The organism is Ilumatobacter fluminis (genome assembly GCF_004364865.1).
In the GTDB taxonomy this organism is placed as follows: Bacteria; Actinomycetota; Acidimicrobiia; order Acidimicrobiales; family Ilumatobacteraceae; genus Ilumatobacter; species Ilumatobacter fluminis.
In genome coordinates this window covers 3,566,836-3,583,410 of the sequence record NZ_SOAU01000001.1, presented here as the reverse complement: position 1 = coordinate 3,583,410, position 16,575 = coordinate 3,566,836, and the positions used below count along the sequence as shown (strand labels likewise).

The following is a 16,575-nucleotide window of genomic DNA, read 5'->3' as shown; positions in this document are numbered from 1 at the left end:
CACATCGGCCGGCTCAGACGAAGCGTGCCCACTCGTCGAGCGGCATCCGCTCGCTCTCCAGGGTGTTGATCGGCGCTGCTCGATCGGCATATCCGATCGCCATGCCGCAGAACAGCATCTCGTTCTCGGGTGCTCCGACGAACTCCTGCACCGCCCCGTGTCGCACCGTCCAGTACTCCTGCGGGCACGTGTCGAGCCCGGCCTCGACGGCGAGCAGCATGAACGTCTGCAGGAACATGCCGAGATCCGACCACTGCGGCGGGCCCATGCCCCGGTCGATGAAGCAGAACAGGCCGGCCGGTGCTCCGAAGAACTCGTCGTTGCGGGCGAACTGAGCGAGGCGGCCCGCCTTGTCGTCTCGCTCGATGCCGATCGTGGCGTACATCGCCTCGCCGAGCGCGAACCGGTTGGTCCGGTACGGCTCCCACAGCGACGGCGGGTAGATGTCGTACTCCGCCGCCTCGAGGGGTCGGTCGACCAGCGACTCGCGGAACCGAGTCATTGCGTCACCGTTCACGACATAGATCCGCCAGGGCTGAACGTTGCCACCGCTCGGCGCGCGAGCGGCGGTCTCGAGCAGCGAGCGGAGCTGGTCGTCGTCGACCGGCTGATCGGTGAACGCCCGGATCGAGGCACGCTGACGGACGGCGTCGGAAACATCCATGCCGGGCAGTCTGTCGGCAGTGCTGCGGCGCGATCGAATCGGATCAGCGGGACCGGAGCTTCGTCCAGTAGTGACGGCCGACCTCGATCAGGACGGTCGCCGTGATCGCGGCGCCGAAGGCGACGAGGAATGCTCGGGTGTGGTCGTCCTCGAACGCCTTGCCGCCGATGTAGCCGAGGAGCGCGGCGTACGTCGCCCAGATCAGCACGGCGGCGGTGATCCACGACGTGAACCAACGCCGAGGCTGGCGCGTCACGCCCGACGAGATCGTGAGCGCGGTCCGCCCACCCGGGATGAATCGTGCCGTGATCAGCAGGAGCCCGCCACGGACACGGATTTGTTCCTCGGCCCACACGAGTCGGTTCTTCTGCTTCGGGCGAGACTCGGCCTGGCGCTCGATCCAACCGGACAGGTGGTTGCCGATGAAGTACGCCGTGTGATCGCCGATGAACGCACCGGATGCGCCGAACAAAATCACGAGCAAGAGCGACTGGTCGCCAGCGCCGGCAGCGACGCCGCCGATGATGACCATCGTTTCGCTCGGCACGATCGGGATCACCGAGTCGAGGATCGCGATCACGAAGATGATCAGCAGGAACCACCAGTTCGCCGAGAACTCCCCGAGCCAGTCGGCGAGATCGGTGATCACGTTCGCGAACAGGACGGGTTGCATGCCCCCGGCACGCTATCGCCAGGCCGGTGTGACCGGCGGGCAGTTCGGTCGCGTCAGGCAGTTCGTCGCGTCAGTTCGACGAGTCGTGGAACGCAGCCGGCCGGAGGCCGGTGATCGCGACGTCGGTGGCCGACGCATAGATCTTCGCCCAATCGACGACCTCGTCGGCGATGCCGTCGAGCTCGAGGCTGACGAGCCCGTGGCACGTGCCCCACAGCCAGGCCGTCGCGGCGGTGCTGTCGAGATCGGCGGGGAAACGCACGGCACCCCGTTCGGCCGCCCGTTCGAGGCGAGCGACGAAGTTGCCGAGCCCGGCGAGTGCACGGTCGACCGACTGAGCGCTGGGATTCGCGCCTCGGAACATGATCTCGTAGTACATCGGGTGCTCGGTCGCGAAGGACCGGTAGGCGATCGCGACTCGGCGGAGATCGTCGAGCGCGTCGTCGGTCTCTTCGACCTGCTCGATCGCGTCGAACAGCTTGTTGTAGCCGTAGACGTACAGCTCGTCGATGACACCGTCCTTACCGCCGAAACGGGAGTACACGTTCATCGTGCTCATGCCGGCCTCGGTGGCGATGCGGCGGACGGTGAGCGCGTCGGGGCCCTCGCCGGCCAAGAGGCGGTGTGCGGCGGCCAGCAGTGCTTCGCTGGTCTCGTCGTGGACTCGGTTCATGGTGCAACTCCTGTCGGTGACCGGTCGCCCTCCCGTCCGCCAAGCCGGGAAGGTGAGATCCACGGTAGTGATCGCGGCGGTCAGCGACCAGCCGATAACACCAGTACTGAACGGAATTTCTCGCTATGCGTTGCGTCAGTGGCGCCGAGAGTGGTGAATGTACCGCTACGGCCACCAACCGTGAAATACGTGATGACGTCGTCATCCGGCGCGCGTCGTCGGGCCTGTGTCCGCACCCCGGTGCCCGCGGACGTGTGATGCCGATCTACGCTCCACTCATGCGCGTCTCCGTCAACACCGAACTGTGCCAGGGGCACAACCGCTGCTACGCCCTCGCTCCCGAACTGTTCGACGTCGACGACTACGGCACTGCCGTCGTCATCGGCGACGGCACCGTGTCCCCCGAACTCGAGGACAAGGCGCGACTCGCCGTCGCCAACTGCCCGGAATACGCGATCACGATCGACGAGGCGTCCTGATGAGCGCCACGTCCGACGCCTCGAGCGACCTGTACGGGCCGGTCGAGGACTGGGCCGACGACCTCGACCACGCCGACCCCGAGTACAACCGTCGGGCGCACGAGATCTGGCACGACCTGCGTGAAGGCGGATGCCCCGTCGCCCACTCCGACCGATACGGCGGCATGTGGGCACCGCTCACCCACGACTACGTGAAGGAGGTCGCGTACGACACCGAGCACTTCACCAGCCAGGGCGTGATCGTCAACCGCGGCCGGCCGATCGCACCGCCGCCCGTCGGCCCGGCACCCCCGATCACGAGCGATCCGCCGTTCCACCAGGTCGCACGCCGTCTGTTGCTGCCGCCGTTCTCGCCGAAGCGGATCGAGGCGTGGGACGACGACGTGCGCGACCTGTGCCGATCGTTGCTCGACGACATGGGCGACATCGAGGCGGGTGCCTCGGTCGTCGACGCAGCGGTGCAGTACGCCCAACACATCCCGGTCAACGTGATCGCTCGCATGCTCGGCTTCCCGACGACGGACGACGACTACTTCCGGCGCTGCGTCCACGAACTGATCGAGCGGGTCAACGAGCCGCTCGACGACGAACGCGACGACGGCCCGCGGCTCGATCTCTATCTCGATCGCCAGATCGAGGAGCACCGCGCCAACCCACGCGACGACCTCACGACGTTCCTGCTCGAGGCGGAGATCGACGGTAACAAGCTGTCGCACGAGCACGTCCGAGGTTCGATGGTCTTGCTCCTCATCGCCGGGATCGACACGACGTGGAGCGCGATCGGCTCGTCGCTCTGGCACCTCGCCACCCATCCCGACGATCTCGAGCGGCTGAGGAACGAGCCCGATCTGATGCAGTTCGCGGTCGAGGAGTTCCTCCGGGCCTACGCACCGGTCACCATGGCCCGTCTCGTCAAGGAGGACCACGACTTCCACGGCTGCCCCATGAAGGCCGACGAGTGGGTCCTGCTGCCGTTCCCGGCGGCCAACCGCGACCCGGCGTTCTTCGACGACGCCGAAGAGTTCGTGATCGACCGGGCCGAGAACCGCCATGCAGCGTTCGGGCTGGGCATCCACCGGTGCCTGGGTTCCAATCTGGCCCGGCTCGAGCTCCGGGTCGCGATCGAGGAGTTCATCGCCCGCTTCCCGGCGTTCAGCCTCGGCGGCGAGACGCGCTGGAGCGTCGGCCAGATCCGCGGGCCGCGGGAACTCCCGCTTCGCATCGACGCCGTCGCGTGATCGAGGGCGCCGCCGACGAACCGACCGCCGCCGATCGTTGGCGTGACGCGCTCACCGCCTGGTCGCTCCCCGAGCGAGTGCTCGAGGCCGCGACCGAGTCGCCGTTCCGCCACGACGTCGCCCGCTTCGCGGTCGACGACACGATCGAGCGGGAGTCGACGTCCGCCCGCTGGGCGCGCGAGGTGCTGCCGCCGCGCGGCGGCACCGTGCTCGACGTCGGTTGCGGCGGCGGGAGGTCGGTGGCACCCCTGATCCCGCCCGCGACCGAAGTGATCGGGGTCGACCGGACCGGGGCGATGCTCGACGAGTTCGTCGACGCCGCCACCCGAGCCGGAGTCGCACGCCGAACCGTGCACGGAGACTGGCCCGACGTCATGGCGACGACACCGACCGCCGACGTCGCGATCTGTCATCACGTCCTGTTCGACGTCGCCGACGTGGTGCCGTTCCTGATCGCGCTCACGGCTCGCGCCCGGCTCGCAGTCGTCGTGGAGCTCCCCGTCCGGCACCCGATGACGGCCTGGAGCGAGGCGTTCGAACACTTCTGGGAACTCGATCGTCCGGACGGCCCGACGCATCTCGACCTGGTCGCGGTCCTTCGGGAACTCGGACTCGACCCCGAGTACACGGTGTCGCCGCGTCGCCCGCTGTCACGGTTCGGTGCCGATCCCGACAACCTCGTGCCGGTCGCCCGTCGCCGCCTGGCGCTCCCGGCCGACCGCGATGGCGAGTTGGCACACTGGCTGGCCGAGCACCCACCGGCGTTCGTCGCCGAGGTGGCGACGATCCGGTGGCCGGGCGCCGCCGACCCGGTCGGTCACCCGATCGCGTAGCCGACCGTCGCCGCGGCGAGACAGGTCGCCGTCGTGATCGAAACGATCGTTGCCCGTGCCTGCCATGGACCGCGGCTCGCCTCGAGCGCGAACGTGCTGAACGTGGTGAGCGCCCCGCAGCCCCCGGCGCCCAGCACCAGCAACCAGTCGCGCCCGACGTCGATGCCGAGCAACAGCCCGAGCAGGAACGACCCGGCGACGTTGACGGCGAGCGTGCCACGCCAACCAAACCCGGCCAGCGCATACCGAGCGACGCCGCCGAGGGCGGCTCCTGCGGCGATCCCGAACGCGATCACGCGCCGACCCGCCGCCCGGCGGCAACTGCCAGGAGACCACCGGCGAGCGTGACGGCGACGTAGGCGACGGCGGTGCCGACACGGTCGGCGTCGAGCAACGCCCGCGTCTCGTTCGAGAACGCCGAGAAGGTGGTGAATCCGCCGAGGAGGCCCGTCACGCCGAAGAGCCACCGGTCGGAGCCGGGCTCGATCCGCGATGCGGCGAGGCCGATGAGCAGGCAGCCGATCAGGTTGACGAGCAGGGTCTCCCAGGGAAGGCGGCCCGGCTCGGTGCCGATCCACTCGGCGATCTGCCAGCGGCCGAGCGCGCCGGCGGCGGCGCCGACGGCGACGAGCCCCGCCGATCGTGCTTCGAACGCGGGCGACCGATCCATTCGGACATTCTCACCGAACGCTCACCTGGTTCTGGTGTACTCGTACCGTGAAACTGCTCGTGGCCGAAGACGATCGCTCGGTCCGCACGTCGTTGGTGCGCGCCTGCGGTCTCGAGGGGTACGAGGTGGCGGCGGTCACCAACGGCGCCGAGGCACTCGAACGGTTCGCAGTCGAGCAGCCCGACCTCGTGCTGCTCGACGTGTCGATGCCCCACGTCGACGGGCTCACGGTGTGCCGGGTGCTCCGCGCCGAAGGGCACCGTGTCCCGGTGCTCATGCTGACCGCCCGGACCGAGACCGGTGATCGCGTCGCCGGCCTCGACGCCGGAGCAGATGACTACCTCACCAAGCCCTTCGATCTCGACGAGTTGTTCGCCCGTCTCCGCGCCTTGACCCGGCGAGCACACGACTTCGCCGAGTCGCCCGTGAGCGGACCCGGGGAGGAACTGGTCCTCGACGATCTCCACCTGGACCTGGCAGGGCGACGCGCTCGGCGCGCGGACGCAGACATCGACCTCAGCAAGACCGAGTTCGACCTGCTCGAACTGCTGGTCCGGAACGCCGGCATCGTGCTCGATCACTCCACGATCTACGAACGGATCTGGCACTACGACTTCGGCCCGGACTCGAAGAACCTCGCCGTCTACATCGGCTACCTCCGCCGCAAGACCGAGGTCGACGGCGCCCGACGCCTCATCCACACGGTGCGTGGGGTCGGATACGTCGCTCGATCGGACGATCGATGAGCTTGCGCTGGAAGATCGCGCTGGCGATGGCGGCGATCGCCGTCGTGTCCACGGTCGCCATCGGCGCGGTCAGCTATCGCTCGACGCGTCAGCAACTGTTGAGTGAGGTCGACCGCTCGCTGCTCGACGTCGAGAGCGTCTTCCGCCAGGGCCAGTTCGGCCGCGACCCGCTGCCGGAACGAGGACCGCTCTCGGGGCTCGACGCCCGGATCGTCGACTCGTCCGGTTCGGTCCTGGAGTCGACGTTCCCCGTCGACTTCCCCGTCGACGCCGCCGCAGCGGCGACGCTCGGACGTCGAGCGGCGACCACGATCGACACGGTCGACACCGACGACGGCGCCTATCGGGTTCGCACCGTGGGGTTCGCACGTGGAGCGATCCAGTTCGGTCGATCGCTCGCCGAGACCGAGCGAGTTCTCGACGGGCTCCGTGTCCGGATCGTGCTGTGGTCGCTGCTGGTCGGTGGTCTCGCCGCGGCGCTCGGTTGGTGGATCTCGTCGGCGGCGACGAAGCCGCTCCGTCGTCTCACCGAAGCGGCCGAGCAGGTCGAGGCGACCGGCCGTCTCGACGTCGAGGTCGGCCCGGACGACCGCACCGACGAAGCCGGTCGCCTCACCGCAGCGTTCCGGGGGATGCTCGCTGCACTGGCCCGCTCGAAGGACGAGCAGCGACGCCTGGTGCAAGATGCCGGTCACGAACTGCGGACGCCGCTCACGAGTCTGCGGACCAATCTCGACGTCCTGGACCGCTATCCCGATCTGAGCGACGACGACCGACGCGAGATCGTGCGTGACCTGCGCGCCGAGGTCGACGAGCTCACCGATCTCGTGGACGAGGTCGTGACCGTGGCGACGGGTGAGTCGTCGGACGAGCCCGCGGTCGAGCTCCGACTCGACCAACTGGTCGCCGACGTCGCCGAACGGTACGGACGACGAACCGGCCGGACGATCGAACTGTCGTCCCGACCGACGACGGTGACCGCACAGCGGTCGGCGGTGCAGCGGGCGGTGTCGTGCCTGCTCGACAACGCAACCAAGTTCGATCCGTCCGACGAAGCGATCAGCGTCACGGTGGCCGAGGCGACCGTCACGGTCGCCGACCGGGGCCCGGGCATCGCCTCGTCCGACCTGCCGTACGTCTTCGAGCGCTTCTATCGCGCCGACGTCGATCGCACCCGGCCGGGATCGGGCCTCGGCCTGTCGATCGTCGACGCGATCGCCCGCCGACATGGCGGTCGTGCGTTCGCCGACCGGCGGGTGGGCGGTGGCGCCGAGGTCGGCTTCCGGCTCGGCCCGTGGCCGCCCCCGCAGACTGCCGACTCTCACCCTCCTCTCACCTCCGTCTGATCTGGTTCACGTCGGGGCGCACGAACGTGGCATGCGTCCCACCGATGCACAGGAGATCCACATGACGAACCAACTCCCGCCGCCCCGAGTCCCCGAACCGCCGGCCACGCCGCCCGCCCGCTCGACCAGCCGCCGCCTGGTCGCCGCCGGTGTCGGCGCCGGCATGCTCGCCGGGGGCGTGATCGGCGTCGCGGCCGGCGTCCCGAACCTGACGAGCGCCGCGACCCCTGCCGTCGTCGACGAACCCGTCGAACAGACGTCGACCGACGAGACCGACGAGACCGACGAGACCGATGCCGGCCGCCAGGCGACCGGTGAACGACTGCGCGAACGGCTGCAACCCCTCGTCGACGACGGCACGATCGATTCGACGCAGGCCGACGCCGTGTCCGAGTATCTCGCCGACGAGTGGAACGAACGGCCGGGCCGCCGTGGTCACGGCCGTCGGGCGCACCCCCTGCTCGAAACCATCGACACCGCCGTCGAGGTCATCGGCGTCGACGCCGAGACGCTTCGTGACGAGCTCCGCTCCGGCAGCTCGCTCGCCGACATCGCAACGGCGAACGGCCTCGATCCGCAGACGCTCGTCGACGCCCTCGTCGCCGAGGCCGAGGCGATGCTCGACCAAGCCGTCGCCGACGGTCGGATCGACGCCGATCGGGCCGAGGAACGCGTGACCGACCTCACCGAGCGGGTGACCGCCCGTGTGAACGGTGAACGGCCGGTCCGCGGCGACACGGCCGACGGCGACTGATACGTCGGCTCGAATCAGCCCAAAGTCCCTATGCGCCCGGCTTCGGCCGGGCGCATACTCGTGTCGAGACGTCGAATCGCGACGGGCGACACGAGGAGGTGCACGATGGCCGAGACCCCAGTGATCGTCGAGGCCCCCGTGATCGTGGTGGGGGTCGACTCGAGTGCCGAGTCCGACACGGCGATCGAGTGGGCGCGCGCGGTCGCCCCGTCCGATGCCCGCATCGTGCTCGTCCACGCGTGGGAGCTGCCGATCGTCACCGGCTACGACGTCGTCATCCCGCTCGACCCGGCCGAGATCGAGGCGTCGGCGAACGCGGGCCTCCAGGCGGTGGTCGACGAGCTCGACGACGACCGGATCGAGACCGAACTCGTGCAGGGCCACGCCGGCAAGGGTCTGATCGGTGTCGCCGACGAACGCGACGCCTCGATGATCGTCGTCGGACACCGTGGCAAGGGCCGGATGTCGATGATGCTCGGCTCGACGGCGAACTATGTCGTGCATCACAGTGAGCGGCCCGTGATCGTCATCCGCGGCGACCACGTCGCTCCCCCCGCCCGAATCGTGGTCGGAGTGGACGATCACGACATCGACGACGAGCACGTCGAGAACGAATCGGTCCGTGCCGTCCGCTGGGCATACGACCTGCCCGGCGCCCGCCACGTCGAGGTGGTCCACGCCTGGTTCCTCCCGGCGCTCGCCGTCGGCATGTTCACGCCGGCGGTCGCCGAACTCGACCAGATGGACGCGGCGGCGAACGCCGTCGTCGAGCGCATCGTCGAGGTGGTCGGTCCACCGCCCGACGGTGTGACGGCGACCGGAGCGGCGGTTCGTGGGACGCCGGGCTTCGCGCTCATCGAAGCCTCCCGCGACGCCGATCTGGTGGTCGTGGGTTCCCGGGGCCGCGGTGGGTTCGCCGAGCTCCTGCTCGGCTCGACCTCGGCCGAGGTCGCCGCCCACAGCCACGCTCCGGTCGCCGTCATCAGATAGGGGTGGGACCCCGACGGTTCGCGTGCCGTTGCCCGTGGGTGGCGGGCGACGGCACGCACTGCTCGGTCCGTAGGGTGTGCGGGTGATCTGTGTCGATCTCGCCGGTGTCGGCATCGCCCAACCCGACAAGCAGCTGTTCGCCGACCTGTCGTTGACGGTCTCGTCCGGCGACCGGATCGCGATCGTCGGCATCAACGGATCCGGCAAGTCGACGCTGCTGCGCCTGCTCGCCGGCTCCCAGCAGCCCGACGAGGGCGAGGTCCGCTTCGGGCGCGGCGTCCGGATCGCCGTCCTCGACCAGGATCCTCGGCTCCCGGCCGGCACCGTCGCCGAGTACCTGGGCGATTCATGGGAGGTCGCGGCGGTGGCGACCTCGCTCGGTGTCCAACCGTTGCTCGACCGGCCGACCGACGAGCTGTCCGGCGGGCAGGCGAAGCGGGTGGCTCTCGCCCGTGCGCTGGTCGGCGAGTTCGATCTGGTCCTGCTCGACGAGCCGACGAACCATCTCGATCTCGAAGCGATCGAGTGGTTGGAGCAGCGGCTCGCCTCGGCTCCGGCAGCCCTCGTGACGATCACTCACGACCGTCACCTCATGGATCGGCTGACCACGGCTCGCGGTGATGGTCGCGTCGTCGAGATCGAGCGTGGAACGGCGTACGTCCACCGAGCCGCCGCCGGTGCCTCGGCCTATGCGACCTACCTCGACGGTCGTGCCGAACGCGACGCCCGTGCGGAGAGCGAGGAGGCGACCCGTCGAATTCTCGCCCGCCGAGAGCTCGAGTGGCTCCGTCGGGGCGCACCGGCCCGTTCGTCCAAGCCGAAGGCGCGCCTGCGTACGGCGAACGAACTCGTGTCCGGCGGGCCCGAGTCGGCGGGCGTCCGCGGTGACGAACTCCTCCTCGACGTCGGCACGACGCGACTGGGCAACCAGGTGCTCGAACTCGTCGGCGTCGGCCAGCGCTACGGCGAGCATCAGGTGTTCCGCGACATCGACCTGCTGGTCGAGCCGGGTGCGCGTCTCGGTGTGGTCGGTCCGAACGGCGCCGGCAAGTCGACCCTGCTCGACATCGTCGCCGGACGCACCGAACCGGACTCGGGTTCGGTCCGCCGTGGTTCGACCGTCGTCACCGGGTACGCCGATCAGCAGACCACCTTGCTCGACCCCGATGCGATCGTCCGCGAGATCGTCGCCGGGCCGACCCGGCAACCCGACTGGGAGGACCGTGTCCTGCTCGAACGATTCTGGTTCGACTCGACGGCGCAGTACGCGCCGGTGCGGATGCTGTCGGGCGGCGAGCGGCGGCGTCTGCAGCTCGTGATGGTGCTCGCGGCGAAGCCCAACCTGCTCGTGCTCGACGAGCCGACGAACGACCTCGACCTCGACACCCTGCGCGCCCTCGAGGGGTTCCTCGACGAGTGGCCCGGCGCGCTCGTCGTCGCCAGCCACGACCGGACCTTCCTCGACCGGACCGTCGATCACGTGCTGGCGATGGAGCCCGGCGGATCGGTCGCTCGGGTGCCGGGCGGCGTCCAGGGATGGCTCGCCGCCCGGTCGGCCAAGCCGCAGGCTCCGGCTCGCAAACCCGTCGGCGACACACGACCGCCCCGGGTGACGACCGGCCGGGAGATCCGCCGGACCGAACAGGCGATGGAGAAGCTGCAGCGGCGCGCCGAGCGGCTCCACGACGATCTGGCCTCGACGACCGACCGCGACGAGATCGCCCGGATCGGTGGCGATCTCGCCGCCGTCCAGGCCGAGATCAGCGAGTTGGAGGATCGGTGGCTCGAGCTCTCCGTCGATCCCGATTCGTGAGCGCGATCGCGCCGATCAGGACGAGCAGCGGGAGCACGCGCCACGGCCAGTCACCGGTGGACGAGTACCAGGTCGTGCCGGTTCGCAGGGGAATGTCCCGGGTGATGACCGCCCGCTCGCCGACGTCGGTGCGGTCGAACACGTCGCCGTCGGGTGACACGAACGCCGAGAAGCCGGTGGGAGCCACCTGCACCACCCATCGGCCGGTCTCGGCGGCGCGCAGCCGGCTCGACGCGACCTGCTGGGTCTGCAGGATCGTCCAGGTGTAGCTCGCGCCGTTGGTCGGGTTGACGAGGAAGTCGCCATCGTCGGCGGCGCGTCCGCGGTCGCCGAAGAAGACCTCCCACGAGATCATCACGCCGATCTCGATCTCGGTTCCCTCGTACGGCATCGGCAGCACTGCCGGGCCCTGCCCCTCGGTGGCGTCGGAGGCAACGTTCTCGAGCGGTGCACCGAGTGCCTCGAGCAGGCCCCGGAACGGCACGTACTCGCCGAACGGCACGATGTGCACCTTCTCGTACCAGCCGGCGACCTCGCCGTCGGGGAGCACGAGCACCTGTGCGTTGACGAAGCTGTCGTCGACCGGGTGCTCGGAGTACTCGGAGTCGATCGTGACGCCGACCGACAACGGCACCCCGAGGCGAGCGGCCTCGGCGGCGACGAGTGCGTACTGGTCGCTCTCGAGGAACGCCTCGTCGTTCACGTCGATCCCGTTCTCGGGCCAGACGACGAGGTCGAGATCGTCGGACGGTTCGATGGCGCGGGTCGCCTCGACGAGGCGTTCGGTCACGACCCTGCTCGGGACGTCGAGCGCCCGCGTGCCTTGTTCGCCGCCGCCTTGCACCGCCGCCACGGTGATCGGCTCCGGATCGTCACGGTCGGCGCCTGCCGGGGCGACGACGGCGACGAGCGCGAACGCCGCAGCCACGATCGCGGCGAACACGCCGGTCGGGTCGACGTACTCGTCGCGCCGCTCGGCGGCGTTGCGAGCGATCCGTATCAGGGCCGGCAGCGCAAACCCGACCTGGAACACGAACCAGGTGAGCAGGAGCGACCCGCCGAGGCGGGCAACACCGAGCAGTGGGCCGCCCGCCTGGGAGATGGCGAGTGAGGCGAGCGGGACACCACCGAACGGGAACACGAACCGCAGCGCCTCGGCCAAGGTGTGGGCGGCAGCGCGTCCGACGGGCGACCACCGGCCGGCCGGTGCCACGGCGGCCGCAAGGGCGTGCAGGGCCGAGAACCACAGGCAGGCGACGAGATAGCCGGGCACCGTCAGGAACCACATCCAGGCCATCGACAGGTACATCCACCCGATGCCGAACGCGAACCCGGCAAGGGCGCGACGACGGCGGGACGATTCGCCGGCGATCGACCAGCCGAACACGGCGGTGCCGACGAAGGCGAGCGGCCAGAAACCCCACGGCGGCATCGACAGAGCGACGAGCAGCCCACCGGAGGCCGCTGCCACGGGTTGCCGCCAGATCGGCGGCCCCGGAGCGGGGTCGGGCATCAGCTGATCAGGTCGGCGAACACCACGATGCGCTGTGCGGTCGACCCGGGCGGGTGGCACGCGAACAAGGTGGCGGTGGGCGTCGGCGTCGGGTTGATGATCCAGACGTCGGTCGGCTGGACGACCTCGACCCGGTTGACGGCGTACACGTGGGTGCCGTTGTCGTCGCTGAAGATGATCTGGTCGCCGGCGACGAGCTGATCGACGTCGCGGAAGACACGGTTCTTGCTCGTACGGTGGCCGCCGATCACGTTGTTGCCGGCCTGGCCGGGCATCGCACTCCCGGGCCAGTGGCCGGGTCCGACGTCGAGGGTCGTCATGCGGATGCCCTCGTACATCGTCGTGTCGACCCCGATCTTCGGGATCTGGATCCGGCCCAGCGAGATGACGGGCTCGGCGGCGTACGTGTCGGTGGGCGGAGCGATCGGTTCGGTCTCTTGGGCCTCGTAGAACGTGGCCTCGTCGACGACCGTGGTCGTGGTCGCACGTGCGATCAACTCGGTGACCTCGGCGGTCGGGAGCGTGGTGGTGGTCGTCGGCGCCCGGGTGGTCGTCGACTTCGGCACCGTCGTGGTCGTGGTGGTCGGCGCTGCCGTGGTCGTCGTGACCTCGGTGGTGGTGGTGCTGGTCGTCGTCTCGGCCGCCTCGGCCGTCGGCTCTCCGCCACCACTGCAGGCGCTGAGCGACAACATGCCGACCACGCCGAGCGCGAACAGCGAACGTGGGGAGATCGTCCGGGGGCGCATAACAACCATCATGTCAGACTTCCATCGGTTCGTGCAGTCGATTGCTTGATCGATTCGGCGGCCGCGCGACCCGACGCGATGCAGGCCGGCACCCCGATCCCGTCATAGCTCGCCCCGGCGAGCGCCACGCCGACGGGCAGCGCCGCTCGGGCGCCCGCGACGAGGCGGTGATGATGCGGGCGGTACTGCGGGAACGCGCCCCGCCAACGGGTGATCGCCAGCTCCGACGGTTGCAGGTCGATCGACAGGTGACGCCCGACCTCGTCGGTGACCGCGGTGATCACCTCGTCATCGGACAGGTGCATGACGGGCAACGCGTCGCGTCCCAGCGAGATGCGCAGCAACTGGCCGCCGTCGGGCCGCCAGTGGGCCCACTTCTGCGACGCGAACGAGGCCGCCGTGACGAGCCGCTGATCGGGCTTCGGCACGAGGTAGCCGCTGCGACCGGCCAGGCGGTCGGGCCAGTCGGGCTGCACCAGGCGGACCATGATCACGTCGGCGGTCTCGATGGCGCCGATCGCCGCAGCGCCGTCGGCCGCCGCCGTGCCGAGCAGCCGTGCCGTCGCAGACGCGGGTGTCGCGAGCACGACGGCGTCGAACGGGTCGTCGTCGACGCGCCAGCGGTCGCCGTCACGGTCGAGCGCGGACACGGGCGTCCCGGTTCGCACGACCACGCCGAGTCGTTCGGCATCGGCTGCTGCGGCGGACGCCAAGCTCCCCATCGACGTCGCCGGCGCACCGAAGATCGGGCCGGCCGGCGACGGCGGGGCGGGACGTCGACGTCCGGCGAGCAGCAGGCTGCGGTTCCCGCGGGCGAGTCCGGCGAGTTGGGGCACCGCCTCGAGGCTCCAGCGGTCGGTGTCGGCGGCATAGATGCTGCCGACGAGCGCGTCGACGAGGCGTTCCTGGACCTCGTCACCGAACCGGGCCCGTACGAGTGCGCCGAGGCAGTCGTCCGGGTCGGTGGCGGGCAGGAACGGCTCGAGCGCAGCCCGCGCCTTGCCCCGCCACGACAGCAGCGACGACGTGGCGAACGGCCGGACCTTCGACGGCATGCCGAGCACGAGGCCGCCCGGGATGTCGTGCAACCCGTCGTGCCACACCGACGCCGACGCCGACGTGGGCGACACGATGTCGGTGAGACCGACCTCGTCGGCGAGCCGGCTCGCGTCGGGCGCACGGAGGAGGTAGGCGTCGGCGCCCTCGTCGACGTGGGGAAGGCCGGCGAACGACGACGACCGGAGCTTGCCGCCGACCCGCTCGTCGGCCTCTCTGATCTCGACGTGATCGAAACCGTCGACGAGTTCGCGAGCGGCCGCCAGGCCGGCGATGCCGGCGCCGACGACGAGTGCCCGACGCTCAGCCACCGAGCCGGGCCGCCTCGTCGTGGACCCGGGCTGCCAGTGCTGCGAGCACCGTCGGGTCGTCGTTGACGCACGCCGTGCGGTCGAACGCGAGTCCGAGTTCGTCCGCCCGCTGCGCTGCCTCGATGTCGAGGTCGTAGAGCACCTCGAGATGGTCGGCGACGAAACCGACCGCCGACACGATCACGCCGTCGACGGTGTCGTCGGAGCCGAGCGTGTCGAGGACCTCGAGCACGTCGGGGCCGAGCCACGGCTCGGGTGTCCGTCCGGCGCTCTGCCACGCGATCTGCCAGTCGGACCCTTCGGCCAACCCGAGACGTTCGGCGACCGCCTCGGCGGTCGAGCGCAGCTCGTCGGGGTAGATGTCACCGGCGGCGATGATCCGCTCGGGCAGGGAGTGAGCCGTGAACAACACCCGCGTCGCATCGGGCGCCGCGGCCAGGCGTGCTGCCAGATCGTCGGCGATGAACGACACGAAGGCCGGCTCGGTCGCCCACGAACGCACCCCGCCGACGGCGATCCCGTGCGGTTCCGCTGCGGCGGTCAACCGGTCGAGATACTGGCCGATCGAGTAGGTCGAGTCGTGCGGGGCGAGCACGATCCCCACCGCCCGTCCGACACCCTGCGCGGCGAGGGCGTCGACCGTGGCCTCGATCTTCGGGTCGGCGTGCTTGAGACCGATCACGACCTCGTACTCGCCCGGGGCGATCGCCTCGAGTGCGGCGGCGAGACCGGCACGCTGTGCCTCGGTCCGCTCGGCGAGCGGGCTGAGACCACCGATCGCCTCGTAGCGGCCCGTCAGCTCGGCGAGCAGTTCGGGTGTGGGCGGCCGCCCGCGGCGGATGTCGGTGTAGTACGGCTCGATCTGATCGGCCGAGGTCGGGGTGCCGTAGGCCATCAGGACGACGGCGGTGCGTGTGGTCATCGACGGGTCTCCTCCTGGACGAACCGGGTGACGGCCTCGAGAACACCGGGGTCGGTGTCGGGTTGGACGCCGTGGCCGAGGTTGAAGATGTGCGCCGGGTGCCCGGCGTTGTCGGCGAGTACGGCCGCGGCGCCGGCGAGCGCCGGGTCGGTGCCGGCCAGCACGAGCGCCGGGTCGAGGTTGCCCTGGACGGCGGTGTCGGTACCCAGCCGGCGACGAGCGTCGGCGATGCGGGTGCGCCAGTCGAGCCCGATCACGCTGACGCCGCAGGCATACATCGACTCGAGCAGGTGGTCGCACCCGATCCCGAAGTGGATCGACGGGACGCCGGGATGACGCTCGCCCAACTCGGCGACCACGCGTCGCGAGTGCGGCTGGACGAACCGTTCGTAGTCGGCACGCGACAGCGCACCGGCCCACGAGTCGAACAACTGGAACGCGCCGGCGCCGTGGGCGAGCTGGGCGCTGATGAACTCGATCGCACTGGAGGCGAGCCGGTCCATCACGTCGTGCCACAAGACCTCGTCGGTCGCCATCAGCGCCTTGGTGTGCTGATAGGTGCGGCTCGGCGCCCCCTCGATCAGGTAGCTCGCGACCGTGAACGGAGCGCCGGCGAAGGCGAGCAGCGGCACGGTGGCCGGCAGCTCGTCGACGAGCAGATCGACGGTGTCGGTGACGTACGCGACGTCGTCGGCCTCGAGCGGGCGGAGACGGTCGAGGTCGGCCCGCGAACGCAGCGGCGTGTCGGCCACCGGCCCGCGACCCGGTTCGACATCGATCCCGAAGCCGACGGCGTGGGCGGGGACGACGATGTCGCTGTAGAGCACCGCCGCGTCGACGCCGTACCGCCGGACCGGCTGCAGGGTGATCTCGGCCGACAGGTCGGGCTGCTTGATCGCATCGAGGATCGATCCGTCGCCGCGAACGGCCCGGTACTCGGGAAGACTCCGTCCGGCCTGCCGCATGAACCAGACCGGCGTGTGGGTGGTCGGTTCGCCCCGGGCGGCGGCGAGGAACGGGGCGACGGTCGCCTCGTCGGATCGGGGGCGGTCGGTGTGGTCGCTGCGCTGCTCCATCCCTGGTCGACGCTATCGGCGAGGAACTCGCGAAGTGTCCCGGCAGATCGCCCGATAGAGTACATCGACCCC

The 16,575-nt window shown here is 70.1% G+C and carries 18 protein-coding genes; 8 read left to right on the top strand and 10 right to left on the bottom strand.

Translation table 11 applies throughout. From position 1 onward, the window contains the following. Window positions 1-13: 13 nt before the first annotated feature. From BDK89_RS16225 to BDK89_RS16215, 3 genes are all read right to left on the bottom strand, one after another. Window positions 14-664: a nitroreductase gene (locus BDK89_RS16225; protein ID WP_133869946.1), complete on the bottom strand. Its 651-nt coding sequence runs from the start codon at window positions 662-664 to the stop codon at window positions 14-16. 43 nt (window positions 665-707) lie between these two features. Further along, window positions 708-1,337 (bottom strand): DedA family protein, encoded by a 630-nt coding sequence (locus BDK89_RS16220; protein WP_133869945.1) that lies wholly within the window; start codon window positions 1,335-1,337, stop codon window positions 708-710. A 70-nt stretch (window positions 1,338-1,407) separates the two neighbouring features. Continuing rightward, window positions 1,408-2,010, bottom strand: a complete 603-nt coding sequence (locus BDK89_RS16215; protein ID WP_133869944.1) for a TetR/AcrR family transcriptional regulator — start codon at window positions 2,008-2,010, stop codon at window positions 1,408-1,410. A 278-nt stretch (window positions 2,011-2,288) separates the two neighbouring features. On the opposite strand from BDK89_RS16215, the gene BDK89_RS16210 reads away from it, so the two are divergent. Genes BDK89_RS16210 through BDK89_RS16200 form a run of 3 tightly spaced genes read left to right on the top strand, consistent with a single transcriptional unit; the run spans window position 2,289 to window position 4,560 of the window. Beyond that, window positions 2,289-2,489, top strand: a complete 201-nt coding sequence (locus tag BDK89_RS16210; RefSeq protein WP_133869943.1) for a ferredoxin — start codon at window positions 2,289-2,291, stop codon at window positions 2,487-2,489. Next, window positions 2,489-3,727 carry a cytochrome P450 gene (locus tag BDK89_RS16205; protein WP_133869942.1) on the top strand — a complete coding sequence of 413 codons (1,239 nt, stop codon included), beginning with the start codon at window positions 2,489-2,491 and terminating at the stop codon, window positions 3,725-3,727. Before BDK89_RS16210 ends, BDK89_RS16205 begins: the two co-directional genes overlap by 1 nt. Then, a complete protein-coding gene (locus BDK89_RS16200; RefSeq protein ID WP_166657630.1) occupies window positions 3,724-4,560 on the top strand; it encodes a class I SAM-dependent methyltransferase in 837 nt (278 codons plus the stop codon). The genes BDK89_RS16205 and BDK89_RS16200 overlap by 4 nt, the downstream gene beginning before the upstream one ends. Here BDK89_RS16200 and BDK89_RS16195 read toward each other — a convergent pair. Beyond that, window positions 4,545-4,856 (bottom strand): CrcB family protein, encoded by a 312-nt coding sequence (locus BDK89_RS16195; protein ID WP_133869940.1) that lies wholly within the window; start codon window positions 4,854-4,856, stop codon window positions 4,545-4,547. The two genes, BDK89_RS16200 and BDK89_RS16195, sit on opposite strands and share 16 nt — an antisense overlap. Continuing rightward, a complete protein-coding gene (gene crcB, locus BDK89_RS16190; RefSeq protein WP_133869939.1) occupies window positions 4,853-5,230 on the bottom strand; it encodes a fluoride efflux transporter CrcB in 378 nt (125 codons plus the stop codon). Before crcB ends, BDK89_RS16195 begins: the two co-directional genes overlap by 4 nt. Before the next feature lie 53 nt (window positions 5,231-5,283). Between crcB and BDK89_RS16185 the strand changes: the two genes are divergently transcribed. The 5 genes from BDK89_RS16185 (at window position 5,284) to BDK89_RS16165 (ending at window position 10,879) form a co-directional block, all read left to right on the top strand. Beyond that, window positions 5,284-5,976 carry a response regulator transcription factor gene (locus tag BDK89_RS16185; RefSeq protein WP_133871130.1) on the top strand — a complete coding sequence of 231 codons (693 nt, stop codon included), beginning with the start codon at window positions 5,284-5,286 and terminating at the stop codon, window positions 5,974-5,976. Next, window positions 5,973-7,322, top strand: a complete 1,350-nt coding sequence (locus tag BDK89_RS16180) for a sensor histidine kinase (RefSeq protein WP_133869938.1) — start codon at window positions 5,973-5,975, stop codon at window positions 7,320-7,322. Before BDK89_RS16185 ends, BDK89_RS16180 begins: the two co-directional genes overlap by 4 nt. A gap of 31 nt (window positions 7,323-7,353) precedes the next feature. Continuing rightward, the gene (locus tag BDK89_RS16175) at window positions 7,354-8,076 is read left to right on the top strand and encodes a hypothetical protein (RefSeq protein WP_133869937.1); all 723 of its coding nucleotides are present in this window, start codon (window positions 7,354-7,356) and stop codon (window positions 8,074-8,076) included. Window positions 8,077-8,181: 105 nt separating this feature from the next. Further along, a complete protein-coding gene (locus BDK89_RS16170) occupies window positions 8,182-9,066 on the top strand; it encodes a universal stress protein (RefSeq protein WP_166657629.1) in 885 nt (294 codons plus the stop codon). A gap of 82 nt (window positions 9,067-9,148) precedes the next feature. Next, window positions 9,149-10,879, top strand: coding sequence for an ABC-F family ATP-binding cassette domain-containing protein (locus BDK89_RS16165; RefSeq protein WP_166657628.1), 1,731 nt, complete (start codon window positions 9,149-9,151; stop codon window positions 10,877-10,879). Here BDK89_RS16165 and lnt read toward each other — a convergent pair. The 5 genes from lnt to hemE are packed head-to-tail and all read right to left on the bottom strand — an operon-like array spanning window position 10,827 to window position 16,503. Continuing rightward, window positions 10,827-12,392: an apolipoprotein N-acyltransferase gene (lnt, locus tag BDK89_RS16160; RefSeq protein WP_133869934.1), complete on the bottom strand. Its 1,566-nt coding sequence runs from the start codon at window positions 12,390-12,392 to the stop codon at window positions 10,827-10,829. The genes BDK89_RS16165 and lnt overlap by 53 nt on opposite strands. Beyond that, window positions 12,392-13,138, bottom strand: coding sequence for a sortase (locus BDK89_RS16155; protein ID WP_166657627.1), 747 nt, complete (start codon window positions 13,136-13,138; stop codon window positions 12,392-12,394). The genes lnt and BDK89_RS16155 overlap by 1 nt, the downstream gene beginning before the upstream one ends. A gap of 8 nt (window positions 13,139-13,146) precedes the next feature. After that, on the bottom strand, window positions 13,147-14,505 hold the full coding sequence (gene hemG, locus BDK89_RS16145; protein ID WP_133869932.1) for a protoporphyrinogen oxidase: 1,359 nt from the start codon (window positions 14,503-14,505) through the stop codon (window positions 13,147-13,149). Then, window positions 14,498-15,427 carry a ferrochelatase gene (gene hemH / locus BDK89_RS16140; RefSeq protein ID WP_133869931.1) on the bottom strand — a complete coding sequence of 310 codons (930 nt, stop codon included), beginning with the start codon at window positions 15,425-15,427 and terminating at the stop codon, window positions 14,498-14,500. Before hemH ends, hemG begins: the two co-directional genes overlap by 8 nt. After that, complete coding sequence (gene hemE / locus BDK89_RS16135) at window positions 15,424-16,503, bottom strand: uroporphyrinogen decarboxylase (RefSeq protein ID WP_133869930.1); 1,080 nt, start codon at window positions 16,501-16,503, stop codon at window positions 15,424-15,426. Before hemE ends, hemH begins: the two co-directional genes overlap by 4 nt. Window positions 16,504-16,575: the final 72 nt, after the last annotated feature.

What these genes read in the sequence shown, in the direction of transcription:
- BDK89_RS16225 (WP_133869946.1), bottom strand. Translation starts at nt 664, where the DNA reads ATGGATGTTTCCGACGCCGTCCGTCAGCGTGCCTCGATCCGGGCGTTC.
- BDK89_RS16220 (WP_133869945.1), bottom strand. Translation starts at nt 1,337, where the DNA reads ATGCAACCCGTCCTGTTCGCGAACGTGATCACCGATCTCGCCGACTGG.
- BDK89_RS16215 (WP_133869944.1), bottom strand. Translation starts at nt 2,010, where the DNA reads ATGAACCGAGTCCACGACGAGACCAGCGAAGCACTGCTGGCCGCCGCA.
- BDK89_RS16210 (WP_133869943.1), top strand. Translation starts at nt 2,289, where the DNA reads ATGCGCGTCTCCGTCAACACCGAACTGTGCCAGGGGCACAACCGCTGC.
- BDK89_RS16205 (WP_133869942.1), top strand. Translation starts at nt 2,489, where the DNA reads ATGAGCGCCACGTCCGACGCCTCGAGCGACCTGTACGGGCCGGTCGAG.
- crcB (WP_133869939.1), bottom strand. Translation starts at nt 5,230, where the DNA reads ATGGATCGGTCGCCCGCGTTCGAAGCACGATCGGCGGGGCTCGTCGCC.
- BDK89_RS16180 (WP_133869938.1), top strand. Translation starts at nt 5,973, where the DNA reads ATGAGCTTGCGCTGGAAGATCGCGCTGGCGATGGCGGCGATCGCCGTC.
- BDK89_RS16175 (WP_133869937.1), top strand. Translation starts at nt 7,354, where the DNA reads ATGCGTCCCACCGATGCACAGGAGATCCACATGACGAACCAACTCCCG.
- BDK89_RS16170 (WP_166657629.1), top strand. Translation starts at nt 8,182, where the DNA reads ATGGCCGAGACCCCAGTGATCGTCGAGGCCCCCGTGATCGTGGTGGGG.
- lnt (WP_133869934.1), bottom strand. Translation starts at nt 12,392, where the DNA reads ATGCCCGACCCCGCTCCGGGGCCGCCGATCTGGCGGCAACCCGTGGCA.
- BDK89_RS16155 (WP_166657627.1), bottom strand. Translation starts at nt 13,138, where the DNA reads ATGCGCCCCCGGACGATCTCCCCACGTTCGCTGTTCGCGCTCGGCGTG.
- hemH (WP_133869931.1), bottom strand. Translation starts at nt 15,427, where the DNA reads ATGACCACACGCACCGCCGTCGTCCTGATGGCCTACGGCACCCCGACC.
- hemE (WP_133869930.1), bottom strand. Translation starts at nt 16,503, where the DNA reads ATGGAGCAGCGCAGCGACCACACCGACCGCCCCCGATCCGACGAGGCG.